Source organism: Pukyongiella litopenaei, from assembly GCF_003008555.2.
In the GTDB taxonomy this organism is placed as follows: Bacteria; Pseudomonadota; Alphaproteobacteria; order Rhodobacterales; family Rhodobacteraceae; genus Pukyongiella; species Pukyongiella litopenaei.
The window spans coordinates 1,720,816-1,736,679 of record NZ_CP027665.1 but is presented as its reverse complement, the minus strand read 5'-3'; the positions used below and the strand labels follow the sequence as shown (position 1 = coordinate 1,736,679).

Below are 15,864 nucleotides of genomic sequence, written 5' to 3'. Positions count from 1 at the left end.
GGCCGGAACCGCGCGGCATCGGCGAAAACCCGCTTGTGCGGCGGGGTTTCCGGAGCCGCGCCGGGAAACCGGTTGGAATGCCGCGCGATGCCCCTAAGGTCGTGGTCGGGCCTGTCGGTTCGCGCTTAAGCGGAGTCGGGGACGACCCCGAACTCCGTGCGTGCAGCGATCCGGCGAACCTGCGAAACAAGGAGATACTCATGTCTATCAAGAGCTGTTGTGCCGCAATCGCGGTGATGTCCGCCCTGGCCGCCCCCGCCGCCTTTGCCGACGAAGTGTTGCCGGGTTCCGACGGGTTCACCAAATGGGGCCAGGAAGGCAACTGGACCGTCTTCGTGGACAAGGGCCGGAATTCGTGCCTGATCGAACGCGTGGACGAGAATGAAAACGTCATGCAGATGGGGCTGACCGAGGACCACACGTTCGGCTATGTCGGTGTTTTCACCAAGGCCGATATCGGGCTGAAGGACGGCAAGGAAAAGATCATGCTGTCGCTGGACGGCAACCTCTACGAGGGCGAGCTGGTCAAGACCAAGCACCTGTCGGACGGCTATACCGGCGGCTATGTCATCTCGAAGAATCTGGAGTTTCTGGGCGACCTGGAAAAGAAGCACGAGATGGTGGTGATGCCGAAGCATGAAAATGCGTTCACGGTCAGCCTCGACGGCACCCACAAGGCGATCGAGGCGGCCATCAAGTGCAACCAGGAACAGGCCGGCTGAACCGGTAACCGGGATGCCGGCCGCCCCGGTGGCCGGCATGTCCGGTCGGATGCGCCTTTGGACCTGAAACCAAGAACCGGACCCATGATCGACCCAGACCGTTTCCTGTCCGACCTGCACAAGCTGCGCCGTTTCGGCGCGGCGGGTGTCGGCAAGGGTGTCTGCAAGGGTGTCAGGCGCCCGGCCTATTCCGAGCCCGACATCGCCGCGCGGACCTGGCTGGCGGGCCGGATCGAACAGGCCGGCCTTACCCCGCATTTCGATCCGATGGGCAACCTGTTCGGCCTTGCCGAGGGGCCATCGCTGCTGATGGGGTCGCATTCCGACAGCCAGCCCGAAGGCGGCTGGCTGGACGGGGCGCTGGGTGTCATCGCCGCGCTCGAGGTCGCGCGGGCATCGCGCGAATCCGCCGGGCCGCCGATATCCGTGGTCAGTTTCCAGGACGAGGAGGGCCGGTTCGGGGTCACCACCGGCAGCGCGGTCTGGTCAGGGCATCTGTCGCTGGACGAGGCCGATGCGCTGACCGATCACGGCGGCAACCGGTTGCAGCAGATGCGGAGCGTGCTGGCCGAACGGTCGGACGGGTTCGTCGATCCCGCGCGCTTCACCGGTTTTGTCGAGTTGCATATCGAACAGGGTCCGGTGCTGGATCAGGCGCGCGAACAGATCGGGGTCGTCAGCGATATCGTCGGCATCCGCGACATGAACATCACCTTCTCGGGCCAGCAGAACCACGCCGGAACCACGCCGATGCACCTGCGCCGGGATGCGTTCCAGGGGCTCGCCGCCTTCAACGCGGCCCTGAATGACAGGCTGCGCAACGTGGTCACGCCGCGCACGGTATGGACCATCGGCCATGTGGCGCTGCATCCCAACGCGTCGTCCATCGTGCCCGGCCGGGTCACGTTCTCGATGCAATGGCGCGATGGCGATCCCGCCCGGCTGGCGCGGATGGAGACGATCATCCGCGACACCATTGCCGATATCGCGGGGCAATACGCGCTGGAAACCGGTTTCGGCCCGATGCTCGGGCTCGAACCGGTGGCGATGGATGCCACCCTGCGCGGGGCGCTCGAGGCGGCGGCCGAGGATGTCGCGCCGGGGCGCTGGCGGGTGATGCCGTCCGGTGCGTTGCACGATGCCACCAACGTCGCCCGGCTGTTGCCGGTGGCGATGCTGTTCGTGCCCTCGATCGGCGGTATCAGCCATGATTTCGCCGAGGATACCGACGAGACCGACCTGGTGGCGGGATTGCGGGTGTTGGCGGGTGCGGCGGAGCGTCTGGGCGGTCAGGCGCGGGCATAGCCCCGGCGCAGCGCCCGTTCGCGGTGCCGGTCGGCGGCCAGAGAGGCATCGCGCAGGTTGCCGAAGATATTCACCACGCTGCGGCCCGGACAACCGGCTTCGCCCCATTCGCGCAGGACCGACACCTCGGAAAACAGGTTCATCGCGATCTCGACGCGGTAGAAACGCGCACGGCGGCGTGCCTCGCGCCGGTAGAGCAGACAGATGGCCATGGGCCGACCCTAGCGGGGCGCGTGGCGCGGGACAACTATCCCCACCGCACATCGCCCAGAAAGATATAGCCCGCGCCATAGATCGTCTTGATCAGGCGCGGATTCTTGGGGTCTTCGCGCAGCTTGGTCCGCAGCCGTGATATGCGCACGTCCATCGCCCGGTCGAAACTGTCGCCCGCCGCGCCGCCCAGCGTTTCCTGCATCTGCGCCCGGCTGATCAGGCGTTTCGGGCTTTCCAGAAACAGGCGCAGCACCTCGCCTTCGGCCTGCGAGAAGGTGGTTTCCGCGCCGGTTTCGTCCTCGAGCACGAAACGGTCGAAATGGGCGGTCCAGCCGTTGAACCGGGCAACGTCGCCCGCCTGCGGCGTCGCGCGGCCGCTGCGCAGCCGGGCGCGGATGCGGGCGACGACCTCGGCGGGATCGAAGGGCTTGGTGATATAGTCGTCGGCGCCCAGTTCCAGCCCGGTGACCCGGTCCTGCACCTGCACGCGCCCCGAGATGATGATCACCGCCGCGCCCTGTTCCAGCGCCAGCCGGTGCACCAGCGCCAGCCCGTCCGTATCCGGCAGCGACAGATCGACGAGGCAGACATCGGGGGTGACCCGTTTCAGCGCGGCCTCGAATTCGCGCGCGCGGCTGAAGCTCTGGGTGCGGAACCCGGCATCTTCCAGCGCGTCGGTCAGCATCCGGCGAATCTCGGGTTCATCGTCCAGGATGGTCACGAGCGGTGCGGTCATGCGGCGGCCTCGGGGCGGATCAGGGCGGCCAGTCCGGCCGCGGAAAAGGGTTTGCGCAGGACCGGCACCCGCGCCAGCGCGGCGCGGTGCAGCGGGTCGCCGGGCGGCAGCGAGGTCATCAGGATGCAGGGCAACCCGCTGCCGTCGATCCGGTCCAGCAGGTCCAGGCCCGTCGCCGGCCCCTGCAGCCGGATATCCGACAGCACCAGCGAAATGTCCGGCACATCGGCCACCAGCGCCGCCGCCTCGTCCGCCGAGGCGGCCTCGATCACGGCGAAATCGAGCGCGACGAGCATGTCGCGGACCGAGGCGCGCAGCGGTTCGCTGTCCTCGACCAGCAACGCCAGCCCGCCCGCGGTTTCCGGCGCAGCGGGGCGATAGGGCAGGCGCAGGGTGACCGCCGCGCCTTCGGGCGTGTTGGTCAGTTGCAGGTCGCCGCCGGCCAGTTTCACCGTGTCATAGACCATCGGCAGGCCCAGCCCCGATCCCGAGCCGCCCTTGGTGGTAAAGAACGGGGTCAGCGCGTTTTCCAGCGCCTCGGGCGAAAAGCCGGGTCCGGTATCGGTCACCGCGATCTCGATCCAGGTGCTGCCCACGCAATGGGCGCTGACGGTGATCTGGCCCGATGCGGCGCAGGCGTCGCGGGCATTCAGGACGAGGTTCAGCAGCGCATCCTGCACCATGCCCGCATCCAGCATCACCCGCCCCGGCGGCAGGTGATCGAGCACGCTCAGCCCCACCATTTGCGGCAGGCTCGGCGTCGCCAGCAGTTTCAGGTCGTCCAGCAGCGCGTGCGGGTCGGTGGCGGTCGGGCGCAGCGGGCGTTTGCCGGTCATGTCGGCGATCCGGTTCAGCAGGCGTCCCCCGCGCTGTGCCGCGCCCCGGGTCGCGGCGATCAGCTCCTGGGCCGGGTCGCCCAGATCCATCCGCGCCAGCCGGCTTTGCAGGCCGAGGATGATGGTCAGCAGGTTGCCGAAATCATGCGCCAGCCCGCTGGTCATCTGGGCGGCCAGCGCACGGCGGCGGGATTGCTGCAACGCCACGCGGGCCTGTGTTTCCTCGGTGATGTCCATCGACAGGATATAGAGCCCGCCAGTGCCCGCATCCGGTGTCAGCGCAACCCGGATGCGCCGCGAATCGCGGTCCTCGGTGAACTCGAACACCGCCTCGCCGCCCTCGAACGCCGCGGCCAGGTGCGGTTCCACCCGTTGATAGGCCGTGGCCCCGAGAGCATCGCGGACATGTTTGCCGACGATGTCCGCCGGCCGGCCGGGAAACACCGACGCGAACCGGCGGTTGGAATAGGTATAATGGCCGGTCGCATCCACATGGGCGATATGCGCGGGCATCATTTCGGTGGTGAGCCGGGTGCGCGATTCGATCTCGGTGAGCTGGCGCTTGGCCTCCTCCAGCGTGGCATTGGTCGCGGCCAGTTCACGGTTGGCGGCGGCCAGTTGCTCGGCATGGGCCAGCAACTGGTCCGACAGTTCCTCGGACCGCGCCCGCAGCAGCGCCTCGGACTGTTTCGTGCGGGTGATGTCGGTATAGACGGTGACCCAGCCGCCCTCGGGCAGCGGCGCGCCCTCGACCGAGATCACCTGCCCGTTGGGGCGGACGCGCTCGAGGTAATGCGGCTCGAAGGTCAGCGCCTGTTCGACGCGGTCGCGGACCACAGCCTCGACATCCGCGACCGGGCCGTATTCGCCGGCCTCGGTGATATGGCGGATGGTTTCGGCGAAACCGGCGCCGGGCTGCACCAGCCGGTCGGGCAGGTTGAACATTTCCTGGAACCGGTGATTCGACACCGCCAGCAACAGGTCGCTGTCATAGATCGACAGCGCCTGGTCTATCAGGTTCAGACCCACCGTGGTCATGGCCTTGATGCGTTGGTCGGTCCGATCCACGCAACCTGTCCTTTCCGTTCCACATGGCTAGCACCGCCATCGCGCCGGGGCAATTCGCCTGATCCGGCGGGGCGGGCCGGGGCCGGGTATCGCCGGTTACAATTCGTTACATTTGGGAAAACATCACGAAAGGGTTACCCCACACCTTCGCGCAAGCTTTCGCAGAAACAGAGAATCGCAAAAGCGGTCGTGATCCGGTTGGGAGGCCGGAGGGGAGGACAACTTGGCGCAGACGCAGACCTGCAGCGGGGGCGGGCAATCCGTTCCCGCGCTTCTTGAACGCAACGCCGTGAAATTTGCCGACCGCCCGGCCTATCGGGAAAAGGAATTCGGCATCTGGCAGAGCTGGACCTGGGCCGATACCGCGGCCGAGATCGAGGCGCTGGCGCTGGGGCTGATCAACCTCGGCGTCAACGAAGGCGATTTCATTGCCGTCATCGGCCGCAACCGCCCCTATCTCTACTGGTCGATCGTCGCGGCGCAGTCGGTCGGCGCGATCCCGGTGCCGCTCTACCAGGACGCGGTGGCCGAAGAGATGGCCTATGTGCTGGGGCATTGCGGCGCCCGGTTCGTGATCGCGGGCGACCAGGAACAGGTGGACAAGGTGATCGAGGTGCAGGACCAGCTGCACCAGTTCGAACACCTGATCTATCTCGACGCGCGCGGGATGCGCAAATACGACCATTCGCACCTGCACCAGTACAGCCATGTGCAGGAACAGGGCCGCGCGGCCCGCGACGAATTCACCGCGGAACTCGACCGCCGCCGTGCCAGGCTGGACTATGACAGCACCTGCGTGATGCTCTATACCAGCGGCACCACCGGCAAGCCCAAGGGCGTGGTGCTGTCCAACCGCAACGTGATCGAGAGCGCCAGGTCGTCCTGCGCGTTCGACGGGCTGACCGAGAAAGAGGAGATCCTCGCCTACCTGCCGATGGCCTGGGTGGGCGATTTCATCTTTTCGATCGGGCAGGCCTATTGGGCCGGGTTCTGCGTGAACTGCCCCGAAAGCGCGGACACGATGCAGACCGACCTGCGCGAGATCGGCCCGACCTATTTCTTTGCGCCGCCGCGGGTGTTCGAAACCCAGCTGACCAACGTGATGATCCGGATGGAGGATGCGGGCGCGCTGAAGCAGCGCATGTTCCATCACTACATGGAGCACGCGCGCAAGGTCGGCCCGGCGATACTCGACGGCAAGCCGGTCAGCGCGGCGGACAGGCTGAAATACCGCATCGGCGACACGCTGGTCTATGGCCCGCTCAAGAACACGCTGGGCCTGTCCAATGTCCGCGTGGGCTATACCGCGGGCGAGGCGATCGGGCCCGAGATCTTCGATTTCTACCGGTCGCTGGGGATCAACCTGAAACAGCTCTACGGCCAGACCGAGGCCACGGTGTTCATCACCGTGCAGCCCGATGGCGAGGTGCGCAGCGATACCGTGGGCGTGCCCGCGCCGGGGGTCGAACTCAGGATCGCGGACAGCGGCGAGGTGTTCTATCGCAGCCCCGGCGTGTTCGTGGAGTATTACAAGAACCCCGAAAGCACCGCCGACACCAAGGATCCGGAGGGCTGGGTGGCCACGGGCGATGCCGGTTTCATCGAGGAAGGCACCGGCCACCTGCGCATCATCGACCGGGCCAAGGACGTGGGCAAGATGGCCGATGGCAGCCTGTTCGCGCCGAAATATGTCGAGAACAAGCTGAAATTCTATCCCAGCATCCTCGAGGCGGTGGTGTTCGGCAACGGGCGCGACCAGTGCACCGCCTTCATCAACATCGACCTGGCGGCGGTCGGCAACTGGGCCGAGCGCAACAACATCGCCTATGCGTCCTACCAGGAACTGGCCGGGCACCGGCAGGTGATGGATGCGATCCAGGCCCATGTGGAAGAGGTCAACCGGTCGGTGGCCGAGGATCCGATGCTGTCGGGCTGCCAGGTGCACCGCTTCGTGGTGTTGCACAAGGAACTGGATGCCGATGACGGCGAGATGACCCGCACCCGCAAGGTGCGCCGCCGCATCGTCGAGGAGAAATACCACGACATCATCACCGCGCTCTATGACGGGTCGGCCGAGGTGAGCACGGTGACCGAGGTGACCTATGAGGACGGGCGCAAGGGGTCGATCAGCGCGACGCTGGAAGTGCGCGACGCCGCGGTGGTGCCGGTCGCGCAGAAGGTGGCGGCGGAATGAGCGTGGCGGCCGGACGGGCGGCGCTCGACCTTCGGTCGTCGCCCCGCCCGCCGTCCCGTGAGGCCGGGTGCATCCGGACAGGAAGGGGAACGACAGATGCTTGACGGGTCCGATGGCTATGTGACCGAAGACGGCCGCAAGATCGGCGCCGTGGTGATGGAGATGAAGAACATCACCCTGCGTTTCGGCGGTGTGGTGGCGATCGAGAATATCTCGTTCGACATCCGCGAGGGCGAGATCCGCGCCATCATCGGCCCGAACGGCGCCGGCAAGTCGTCGATGCTGAACGTGATCTCGGGGTTCTACATCCCGCAGGAGGGCGAGGTCTGGTTCCACGGCGCCAAACGGCCGCCGATGAAGCCCTTTGAAGTGGCGCGGCAGGGGATCGCGCGCACGTTCCAGAACATCGCCCTGTTCGAGGGCATGAGCGTGCTCGACAACGTCATGACCGGCCGCCTGACCCACATGACCGCCGGGATCCCGGCGCAGGCGCTGTGGAAGGGGCGGGCCGAGGCCGAGGAGGTCGCCAACCGTGAGGTGGCCGAGAAGATCATCGATTTTCTCGAGATCCAGCATATCCGCAAGACCCCGGTCGCGCGGCTGCCCTACGGGTTGAAGAAGCGGGTCGAACTGGCCCGCGCGCTGGCCGCCGAACCCCGGTTGCTGCTGCTGGACGAACCGATGGCGGGGATGAATGTCGAGGAGAAGGAGGACATGTGCCGCTTTATCCTGGACGTGAACGACGAGTTCGGCACCACCATCGCCCTGATCGAGCATGACATGGGCGTGGTGATGGATCTCAGCGACCGGGTGGTGGTGATGGATTACGGCAAGAAGATCGGCGACGGCACGCCGGACGAGGTGCGCAGCAATCAGGAGGTGATCGACGCCTATCTGGGGGTGTCCCATGACTGATCGGGCGCGCAGCACGGACGGAACCCGCCGGGGAGGGAGACATGCCTGAACAACTGCTTTTCGCGATCGAGGTCACGCTGAACGGGTTGATGGCCGGTGTGCTCTATGCGCTGGTGGCGCTGGGCTTCGTGCTGATCTACAAGGCCTCGGGCATCTTCAACTATGCCCAGGGGGTGATGGCGCTGTTCGCGGCGATGACCCTGGTCGGCATCATGCAGGGGCAGGTGCCGTTCTCGCACCTGATCAACGCGGTTTTCGGCACCGAGGTGCACCATTTCGGCTGGCATGTGCCCGGTGTGGTCGCGATCCTGCTGACCGTCGGGGTGATGGTGGTGCTGGCCTGGATGGTGCAGCAGTTCGTGATGCGCCACCTGGTCAACCAGGAGCCGATCATCCTGTTCATGGCCACCATCGGGCTGGCCTATTTCCTCGAAGGGCTGTCGGACCTGATGTGGGGGTCCGAGATCAAGAAGCTCGACGTGGGATTGCCGCAGGGGCTGAATGCCTGGATCGACGAGACCACTTTCAACCTGTTCGGATACGGTTTCTTCATCGACAATCTCGACATCGTCGCCACGATCATCGCCGCGCTGCTGGTGGCGGCGCTGGTGGCCTTCAGCCAGTATACCAAGCAGGGCCGCGCCATGCGCGCCGTCGCCGACGACCACCAGGCGGCGCTGTCGGTGGGCATTTCGCTCAATTTCATCTGGGTGCTGGTGTGGTCGGTCGCGGGGTTCGTGGCGCTGGTCGCCGGGATCATGTGGGGCACCAAGTCGGGCGTGCAGTTCTCGCTGTCGCTGATCGCGCTGAAGGCGCTGCCGGTGCTGATGCTGGGCGGGTTCACCTCGATCCCCGGCGCGATCGTCGGGGGGCTGATCATCGGCGTGGGCGAGAAGCTGTTCGAGTTCGCGCTGGGCCCGGCGCTGGGAGGCGCGACCGAGAACTGGTTTGCCTATGTGCTGGCGCTGCTGTTCCTGGTGTTCCGGCCGCAGGGCCTGTTCGGGGAGAAGATCATTGAGCGGGTATGAGCCGGCACCGGCGGGGCATCCCGGGGCTCTGCCCCGGACCCCGGAGTTTTTCGGGCAAGATGAAGCAGCGGGGCGGTCCGGCGCGGCCGGACGTGACAAGGGGACGGGCTGATGTTCTATCGCGAGGCGGGTGATTTCAAGACCTCCTACCAGGAGGACAACCAGACCTTTCCGATCCGGTTCGACCGCTACCGGTATTACGCCGTGCTGGCAGTCGGGTTCCTGGTCATTCCGTTCCTGATCAACGACTACTGGGCCAACGCGATCCTGCTGCCGTTCCTGATCTATGCGATCGCCGCCATCGGGCTGAACATCCTGACCGGCTATTGCGGGCAGGTCAGCCTGGGAACGGGCGGGTTCATGGCCGTGGGCGCCTATGCCTGCTACAAGCTGATGACCGCGATGCCCGAGGTCAGCATGTTCATCCATGTCATCCTGGCCGGCGGCGTCACCGCGCTGGTGGGGGTTCTGTTCGGGTTGCCCAGCCTGCGGATCAAGGGGTTCTACCTGGCGGTGGCGACCCTGGCGGCGCAGTTCTTCCTGGTCTGGCTGTTCAACCGGGTGCCGTGGTTCTACAACTATTCCGCCTCGGGGCAGATCAGCGCGCCGGAGCGCGACGTGTTCGGGATCCTGATCACCGGGCCCAACACGCAGGCTTGGGCCACATACCTGTTCTGCCTGATCTTCCTGACCGGCAGCGCGATCATCGCCCGCAACCTGACCCGCGGCAAGCTGGGGCGGACCTGGATGGCGATCCGCGACATGGACATCGCCGCCGAGATCATCGGCGTGAACCCGCTGCGCGCCAAGCTGAGCGCATTTGCCGCCAGTTCCTTTTTCGTCGGCATTTCGGGGGCGCTGTTCTTTTCGGTCTATCTCGGCGCGGTCGAGGTCGGCGAGGCCTTTGGCATCAACAAGTCGTTCCTGGTGCTGTTCATGGTCATCATCGGCGGGCTGGGCTCGATCTTCGGGTCCTTTGCCGGCGCCGCGTTCCTGGTGCTGCTGCCGGTGGCGCTGAAGGTTGTCGGCGTGGACTGGCTGGGCTGGCCCACCGATATCGTCGCTCATCTGCAGCTGATCATCGTCGGCGCGCTGATCGTGGCATTCCTGATCGTCGAGCCGCACGGGCTGGCGCAGCTGTGGCGCGTCGCGAAGGAGAAGCTGAGGCTCTGGCCGTTCCCGCATTAGCGCGGGGGCGTTTCAATCAACAGGCGGGAAGACCTGCTGCATATCGGAAAACCATCAAGGGAGGAATGAATCCGATGAAACTGAGACTGACCACCCTGGCGCTGGGCGCCGCGCTGGCCGCCGGGCCGGCGCTGGCCGACCTGGTATTCCCGTCGCTGGATTATCGCACCGGCCCATACGCCGCCAACGGTATTCCGGTGGCGGATGCCTATGCCGACTATTTCGAGATGATCAACGCCCGCGATGGCGGCATCGGGGGCGTGCCCGCGCGGGTCCTGCCCTGCGAGACCGGCTACAACACCGAGAAGGGCGTGGAATGCTACGAGGCGACCAAGTCCGAAGGGTCGCTGGTCTATCAGCCCTATTCGACCGGCATCACCTACCAGTTGATCCCGAAGGCCACCGCCGACGATATCCCGATCCATTCGATGGGCTATGGCCGCACCTCGGCCAAGAACGGCAAGGTGTTCAGCCATGTGTTCAACTACCCGGCCAACTACTGGGACGGGGCGTCGATCGCGATCAAGCATATCCTCGACCTGAACGGCGGCGACATCAACGGCAAGAAGGTCGCGCTGGTCTATCACAACTCGGCCTATGGCAAGGAACCGATCCGCACGCTCGAGGATCTGGCCAAGAAGCACGGCTATGAGCTGACCCTGCTGCCGGTCGATCATCCGGGCCAGGAGCAGAAGTCGCAATGGCTGCAGATCCGCCGCGAGAAGCCGGATTATGTGCTGATGTGGGGCTGGGGCGTGATGAACCAGGTCGCGATCCAGGAAGCCGCGAACATCCGCTACCCGATGGAGAACTTCATCGGCATCTGGTGGTCCGGGTCGGAAAACGACGTGTTGCCGGTGGGCGAGGGCGCGCATGGCTACAAGGCGCTGGCGCTGACCTCTCCGGGCAGCGATTTCAAGGTCTACGAGGACCTGAAGAAATACGTCTACGATGCCGGCAAGGCCGCGGGCAATGGCGACCAGATGGGCACCGTGCTGTATAACCGCGGGCTCTATGCCGCCGTGCTGGCGGCCGAGGCCGCGCGCATCGCGCAGGAGATCCACGGCACACCGGACATCACGCCGGGCATGATGCGCGACGGCATGGAGGCGCTGGACATCACCGCCGAACGCCTGGCCGAACTGGGGTTCGAAGGCTTTGCGACCCCGTTCAAGGTCAGCTGCGAGAACCATGGCGGCAACGGCATGGGCGCGGTCCAGCAATGGGATGCGCAGGCCAAGACCTGGACCCTGGTGACCGACTTCATCGTGTCGGATGCCGATATCATCGATCCGCTGATCGCCGAGGACAGCGCCGCCTACGCGGCCGAGAACTCGATCGAAGAGCGGTGCAACTGATGTGAAGCCGCCGGCCGCCGTGCATCCGCGCGGTGGCCGGTCCACCCGATTGCCGAACGGAAAGACCGAAACGATGCTGGATATCGCCGCAGGCACCGAGACGCAGGTCGAAACCCTGCTCGAGGTCAACAATATCGAGGTGATCTACAACCATGTGATCCTGGTGCTGAAGGGCGTCAGCCTGAACGTGCCCAAGGGCGGGATCACCGCGTTGCTCGGTGGCAACGGCGCCGGCAAGACCACGACGCTGAAGGCGGTTTCGAACCTGCTGCATTCCGAGCGCGGCGAGGTCACCAAGGGGTCGATCGTCTATCGCGGCAAGCGGGTGCAGGATCTCGACCCGGCCGAGCTGGTGAAGATGGGCGTGATCCAGGTCATGGAAGGCCGGCATTGTTTCGAACATCTCACGGTCGAGGAAAACCTGCTGACCGGGGCCTATACCCGCGGTGACGGCAAGGCCGAAATCCAGCGCGACCTGGATCTGGTCTATACCTATTTCCCGCGCCTCAAGGAACGCCGCCGCAGCCAGGCGGGGTATACCTCGGGCGGCGAACAGCAGATGGTCGCCATGGGGCGTGCCCTGATGTCGCGGCCCGAAACCATCCTTCTGGACGAACCCAGCATGGGGCTGGCGCCGCAGCTGGTCGAAGAGATATTCGGCATCGTGAAGGATCTGAACGAACAGGAAGGCGTGTCCTTCCTGCTGGCCGAGCAGAACACCAACGTGGCGCTTCGCTTTGCCCATTACGGATACATTCTCGAATCCGGCCGCGTGGTGATGGATGGCCCCGCCGCCGATCTGCGCGAAAACCCGGATGTGAAGGAGTTCTACCTCGGCATGTCCGAGGAAGGGCGCAAGAGCTTTCGCGACGTGCGGTCCTATCGTCGCCGCAAGCGGTGGCTCAGCTGATGCCGGCAGCGATATCCGGGATCATGCGGGGGGCTCCCAGCCCTCCGGCCCGTGGGCAAAACTAGGAAAGAGGGCGCCATGCCGCAGGATTTCTACGACAAGCTCGAAACCCGTTCCGCCGACGAACGCGCGGCCGATATTGCCCGCGCATTGCCCGAACAGATCGCGCGCGCGCAGGAGCTCGCGGGGTTCCGTGCCAGCCTGGGCGATATCGACGCGGCCTCGGTGACCGGGGCCGACGCGCTGGCGGCGTTGCCGGTGCTGCGCAAGTCGGAACTGAGCCGGGCGCAGGCGGCGCAGCCGCCCTTTGGCGGGTTCACGGCCAAGCCGACCAGCGGCTTTGCCCATGTGTTTCAGTCGCCGGGGCCGATCTATGAACCGGGGGATATCGACCATGACTGGTGGCGCATGGGCCGGTTCCTGCATGCCGCCGGGATCGGACGCGGCGATATCGTCCAGAACTGTTTCGGCTATCACCTGACCCCGGCGGGCATGATGTTCGAAAGCGGCGCCCGCGCGGTCGGGGCGGCGGTGCTGCCGGCCGGCACCGGCCAGACCGAATTGCAGGTGACCGCCGCGCGCGACGTGGGCTGCACCGCCTATAGCGGCACGCCGGATTATCTCAAGGTGATCCTCGACAAGGCCGACGAGATGGGGGTGAAGCTGGGCTTTGCCAGGGCGGCGGTCGGCGGCGGCGCGCTGTTTCCCAGCCTGCGCGCGGAATATGCCGATCGCGGCATTTCCTGCCTGCAGGGATACGGCACCGCGGATCTCGGCTCGATCGCCTATGAAAGCCCGGCGATGGAGGGCATGATCGTCGACGAACAGGTGATCGTGGAAATCGTCACCCCGGGCACCGGCGACCCGGTCGCGCCGGGAGAGGTCGGCGAGGTCCTGGTGACCACGCTGAACCCGTCCTATCCGCTGATCCGGTTCGCCACCGGCGATCTGAGCGCGGTAATGGAGGGTCAGAGCCCCTGCGGGCGCACCAACATGCGCATCAGGGGCTGGATGGGCCGGGCCGACCAGACCACCAAGATCAAGGGCATGTTCGTGCGTCCCGAACAGGTGGCCGCGCTGGTGGCCCGGCATGACGAGATCGTCAAGGCGCGCGTCATCGCCGACCGCCAGGGCGAAATGGACGCCATGACCGTGCAGATCGAGGCCGAGGGCGGCAACACGGCCAGCTATGCCCGATCGGTGGCCGAACTGCTCAAGCTCAAGGGCGCGGTCGAGGTGGTGAGCCCCGGCAGCCTGCCGCGCGACGGGCTGGTGATCGAGGATCGGCGCAGCTACGACTGAGCAGGCTTTGCATCTGGAAATTCCGACTGGAATAGTCGAATAGGGGCGAGGCGTGCATGGGGCGCGCCTCGTTTGCGTTGGTGGATGGCCGGTCATGACAGAAACGCGACCACTGGCTCCGCATGGGCGGATCAGCCGGCGCCATGGCGGCTCTTGGCTGCTCGGGACCGGCGCAGTGCTGGTCGCGGGGGCCTGCCTGCTGCCGATGCTGGCGGTGCTCCTGGCGGCGCTGACCGGCGGCACCGACACGCTGCGGCACCTGGCCGAAACGGTGCTGCCGGGCTATGTCGCCACCACGCTGATGCTGGTGGGGCTGGTGGCTGCGGGCACGTTCGCGCTGGGCGTGGGCGCGGCCTGGCTGGTGACGATGACGCGGTTCCCCGGCGTGCGGGTGTTCGAGATCGCGCTGGTGCTGCCGATGGCCTTTCCGGCCTATGTGCTGGCCTATGCCTACACGCATCTGCTGGATCATCCGGGGCTGGTGCAGACCGCCCTGCGCGCGGTCACGGGCTGGGGGCCGCGCGACTACTGGTTCCCCGAGATCCGGTCGCCCGGCGGCGCGGCGGCGATGCTGGTGCTGGTGCTGTATCCCTATGTGTATCTGCTGGCGCGCGCGGCCTTCATGCAGCAGAGCGCCGGGGCCTTCCTGGCCGCGCGGGTGCTGGGCGCCAGCCCCTGGCGCGCGTTCTGGACGGTCAGCCTGCCGATGGCGCGGCCAGCCATTGCCGGCGGTGTCCTGCTGGCGGTGATGGAAACCATCGCCGATTTCGGCACCGTTGCCTATTTCAGCGTCCAGACCTTTGCCACCGGTATCTATACCAGCTGGTTCTCGATGGCAGACCGCGCCGCGGCGGCGCAGCTCGCGCTCTGCCTGCTCGGCTTTGCCCTGCTGCTGGCGGTGCTGGAGCGGATCCAGCGCGGGCGGGCCCGGTTCCACCATGCCGACCGGCGCCACATGGCGATGCCGCCCGCCGAACTGGCCGGCTTGCGTGCGGCGCTGGCCTGGGTGACCTGTGCGGTCCCGGTGGTGCTGGGGTTCCTGCTGCCGGTGGTGATCCTGATCGTCATGGGGATGGGATCCGAACAAAACCTGCTCAGCAGCCGCTACATCGGCTTTGTCCGCAACTCGGTGACGCTGGCCGCCGCCGCCGCCCTGCTGACCCTGCTGGCCGCGATCTGCGTCGGGTTCTACCAGCGGCTGCGGCCGGGGCGGGTTTCGGCGGCTGCGGCCCATGTGGCGCGGCTGGGCTATGCGGTGCCGGGCGGCGTGATCGCGGTGGGGCTGCTGGTGCCCTTCGCGGCGCTCGACAACGCGGTGGACGCCTTCATGCGGGCGCGGTTCGATATCTCGACCGGGCTGCTGGTGACCGGGTCGATCTGGCTGCTGGTCGCCGCCTACATGGTGCGGTTCCTCGCAGCGGCGCTGGGCGCCTACGAGGGCGGGCAGACCACCGTTCATGCCAACATGGATGCCGCCGCGCGGTCCCTGGGCCAGTCGCCGCTGGGCACGCTGCGCCGGGTGCATCTGCCGATCCTGACGCCCAGCCTGCTCACCGCGCTGCTGATCGTGTTCGTCGACGTGATGAAGGAACTGCCCGCCACCCTGATCATGCGCCCGTTCAACTTCGATACGCTGGCGGTGCAGGCGCACCGGCTGGCCAGCGATGAACGGCTCGAGGGCGCGGCGGTGCCGAGCCTGGTGATCGTCGCCGTGGGCCTGCTGCCGGTGATCCTGATCTGCCGCCAGGTCGGGCGGCGGGGCCGCTGAGACAACGGCGGTCGGAAACCAACCCGCCGCGCCCTTTCCCGCATATGCGCAAGAGGCAGGTCACGCCTGCCCGAACGTTTGCCGCGTCGCCGGGCTGCTGCACAGGCCCATGAAGCCCGTGGGTCCCGTGCCATGACCGATCCGGGATGGGGTAAGGTGAGAGGCTGGACAACGACCCAAGCGGGGCTCGTTACGGCTGCTTCCTTCCGGACCTGACCGGGTTGGCGAGGTGCCTGCCCGCGCCAACCTCTCGACCCGTCATATAGCAAGAGCCACGGCGGCGTTCAAGCGGGCGGGTCCGCGGGATCGTGCGATCCGGCC

The 15,864-nt window shown here is 66.3% G+C and carries 13 protein-coding genes and 1 other RNA gene; 10 read left to right on the top strand and 4 right to left on the bottom strand.

All coding sequences use genetic code 11. The features are described from left to right. Positions 1–200 precede the first annotated feature (200 nt). Together C6Y53_RS08665 and C6Y53_RS08660 are read left to right on the top strand one after the other, a co-directional pair. Positions 201–722, top strand: coding sequence for a hypothetical protein (locus tag C6Y53_RS08665; RefSeq protein ID WP_106472070.1), 522 nt, complete (start codon positions 201–203; stop codon positions 720–722). Positions 723–806: 84 nt separating this feature from the next. Next, complete coding sequence (locus tag C6Y53_RS08660; protein ID WP_106472069.1) at positions 807–2,027, top strand: Zn-dependent hydrolase; 1,221 nt, start codon at positions 807–809, stop codon at positions 2,025–2,027. Here C6Y53_RS08660 and C6Y53_RS08655 read toward each other — a convergent pair. Genes C6Y53_RS08655 through C6Y53_RS08645 form a run of 3 tightly spaced genes read right to left on the bottom strand, consistent with a single transcriptional unit; the run spans position 2,012 to position 4,880 of the window. Continuing rightward, positions 2,012–2,239 (bottom strand): WGR domain-containing protein, encoded by a 228-nt coding sequence (locus tag C6Y53_RS08655; protein WP_106472068.1) that lies wholly within the window; start codon positions 2,237–2,239, stop codon positions 2,012–2,014. The genes C6Y53_RS08660 and C6Y53_RS08655 overlap by 16 nt on opposite strands. A gap of 35 nt (positions 2,240–2,274) precedes the next feature. Next, entirely contained in the window at positions 2,275–2,976 is a 702-nt protein-coding gene (locus C6Y53_RS08650) for a response regulator transcription factor (RefSeq protein WP_106472067.1), read from the bottom strand. Continuing rightward, positions 2,973–4,880: a hybrid sensor histidine kinase/response regulator gene (locus C6Y53_RS08645; protein ID WP_106472066.1), complete on the bottom strand. Its 1,908-nt coding sequence runs from the start codon at positions 4,878–4,880 to the stop codon at positions 2,973–2,975. Before C6Y53_RS08645 ends, C6Y53_RS08650 begins: the two co-directional genes overlap by 4 nt. 223 nt (positions 4,881–5,103) lie before the next feature. Here C6Y53_RS08645 and C6Y53_RS08640 point away from each other — a divergent pair, with 223 nt between their 5' ends. The 8 genes from C6Y53_RS08640 to C6Y53_RS08605 all read left to right on the top strand — a co-directional run bounded on the left by C6Y53_RS08640 (position 5,104) and on the right by C6Y53_RS08605 (position 15,543). Further along, positions 5,104–7,074, top strand: coding sequence for an AMP-binding protein (locus C6Y53_RS08640; RefSeq protein WP_106472065.1), 1,971 nt, complete (start codon positions 5,104–5,106; stop codon positions 7,072–7,074). A gap of 96 nt (positions 7,075–7,170) precedes the next feature. Next, a complete protein-coding gene (locus C6Y53_RS08635) occupies positions 7,171–7,989 on the top strand; it encodes an ABC transporter ATP-binding protein (protein WP_106472064.1) in 819 nt (272 codons plus the stop codon). 41 nt (positions 7,990–8,030) lie between these two features. After that, positions 8,031–9,017 carry a branched-chain amino acid ABC transporter permease gene (locus C6Y53_RS08630; protein ID WP_106472063.1) on the top strand — a complete coding sequence of 329 codons (987 nt, stop codon included), beginning with the start codon at positions 8,031–8,033 and terminating at the stop codon, positions 9,015–9,017. Between the two features lie 111 nt (positions 9,018–9,128). Continuing rightward, complete coding sequence (locus C6Y53_RS08625) at positions 9,129–10,205, top strand: branched-chain amino acid ABC transporter permease (RefSeq protein WP_106472062.1); 1,077 nt, start codon at positions 9,129–9,131, stop codon at positions 10,203–10,205. Positions 10,206–10,279: 74 nt separating this feature from the next. Then, complete coding sequence (locus C6Y53_RS08620; protein WP_106474019.1) at positions 10,280–11,563, top strand: ABC transporter substrate-binding protein; 1,284 nt, start codon at positions 10,280–10,282, stop codon at positions 11,561–11,563. 73 nt (positions 11,564–11,636) lie between these two features. After that, entirely contained in the window at positions 11,637–12,473 is an 837-nt protein-coding gene (locus tag C6Y53_RS08615; protein WP_106474018.1) for an ABC transporter ATP-binding protein, read from the top strand. Positions 12,474–12,551: 78 nt separating this feature from the next. Beyond that, positions 12,552–13,775 (top strand): phenylacetate--CoA ligase family protein, encoded by a 1,224-nt coding sequence (locus C6Y53_RS08610; RefSeq protein ID WP_106472061.1) that lies wholly within the window; start codon positions 12,552–12,554, stop codon positions 13,773–13,775. Between the two features lie 94 nt (positions 13,776–13,869). Beyond that, entirely contained in the window at positions 13,870–15,543 is a 1,674-nt protein-coding gene (locus tag C6Y53_RS08605; RefSeq protein WP_106472060.1) for an ABC transporter permease, read from the top strand. A gap of 155 nt (positions 15,544–15,698) precedes the next feature. On the opposite strand, the gene ffs is transcribed toward C6Y53_RS08605, so the two are convergent. Continuing rightward, positions 15,699–15,795: signal recognition particle sRNA small type (gene ffs / locus C6Y53_RS08600), an RNA gene on the bottom strand. Positions 15,796–15,864: the final 69 nt, after the last annotated feature.

Bases quoted from the DNA above. Each gene is read 5' to 3' on its own strand.
- C6Y53_RS08615 (WP_106474018.1), top strand. From the start codon at position 11,637: ATGCTGGATATCGCCGCAGGCACCGAGACGCAGGTCGAAACCCTGCTC.
- C6Y53_RS08610 (WP_106472061.1), top strand. From the start codon at position 12,552: ATGCCGCAGGATTTCTACGACAAGCTCGAAACCCGTTCCGCCGACGAA.
- C6Y53_RS08620 (WP_106474019.1), top strand. From the start codon at position 10,280: ATGAAACTGAGACTGACCACCCTGGCGCTGGGCGCCGCGCTGGCCGCC.
- C6Y53_RS08650 (WP_106472067.1), bottom strand. From the start codon at position 2,976: ATGACCGCACCGCTCGTGACCATCCTGGACGATGAACCCGAGATTCGC.
- C6Y53_RS08605 (WP_106472060.1), top strand. From the start codon at position 13,870: ATGACAGAAACGCGACCACTGGCTCCGCATGGGCGGATCAGCCGGCGC.
- C6Y53_RS08635 (WP_106472064.1), top strand. From the start codon at position 7,171: ATGCTTGACGGGTCCGATGGCTATGTGACCGAAGACGGCCGCAAGATC.
- C6Y53_RS08625 (WP_106472062.1), top strand. From the start codon at position 9,129: ATGTTCTATCGCGAGGCGGGTGATTTCAAGACCTCCTACCAGGAGGAC.
- C6Y53_RS08665 (WP_106472070.1), top strand. From the start codon at position 201: ATGTCTATCAAGAGCTGTTGTGCCGCAATCGCGGTGATGTCCGCCCTG.
- C6Y53_RS08630 (WP_106472063.1), top strand. From the start codon at position 8,031: ATGCCTGAACAACTGCTTTTCGCGATCGAGGTCACGCTGAACGGGTTG.
- C6Y53_RS08660 (WP_106472069.1), top strand. From the start codon at position 807: ATGATCGACCCAGACCGTTTCCTGTCCGACCTGCACAAGCTGCGCCGT.
- C6Y53_RS08655 (WP_106472068.1), bottom strand. From the start codon at position 2,239: ATGGCCATCTGTCTGCTCTACCGGCGCGAGGCACGCCGCCGTGCGCGT.